The sequence below is a fragment of the Psychrobacter sp. TB20-MNA-CIBAN-0197 genome, from assembly GCF_040309765.1.
Classification (GTDB): Bacteria; Pseudomonadota; Gammaproteobacteria; order Pseudomonadales; family Moraxellaceae; genus Psychrobacter; species Psychrobacter submarinus.
In genome coordinates this window covers 1-354 of record NZ_JBEOPC010000216.1, presented here as the reverse complement: position 1 = coordinate 354, position 354 = coordinate 1, and the positions used below count along the sequence as shown (strand labels likewise).

The window sequence follows — 354 nt, the reverse complement described above, 5'->3', positions numbered from 1 at the left end:
AGTAAGGTTTGCATATCCTTCTCCCATTGCATGCCGTCTTGCTCCCAATCCCTTTCTAATTCTCGGATGTGGTGAGCATTACATAATGCATGTTGGGATTGGGTATATTGATAATATGGCTTCCAATGGTCATGACATAGCACACCGGTAAAGTGCGGTAAAATACCGGCCTCATCCATCGCTATTTTTCCTCTTTTTTCATGAGGATAAAAATAAGTCCACCAAGTCGTTGATGCACCATGAAGCCATCGCCGTTTACCGCCGATATTAATGCCAGTCTCATCAACATGCAAAGTTTGATGCGGGCTTTGTAATGCCGCTTTGATGATACCTTCTGCGCCCGATGACTTTACC

At 44.4% G+C, this 354-nt stretch carries 1 protein-coding gene; it reads right to left on the bottom strand.

What is annotated here, in order from left to right; all coding sequences use genetic code 11:
- The coding region (locus tag AAEY83_RS13385; RefSeq protein WP_351059526.1) for an IS66 family transposase at window positions 1-354 on the bottom strand (354 nt) is incomplete at both ends.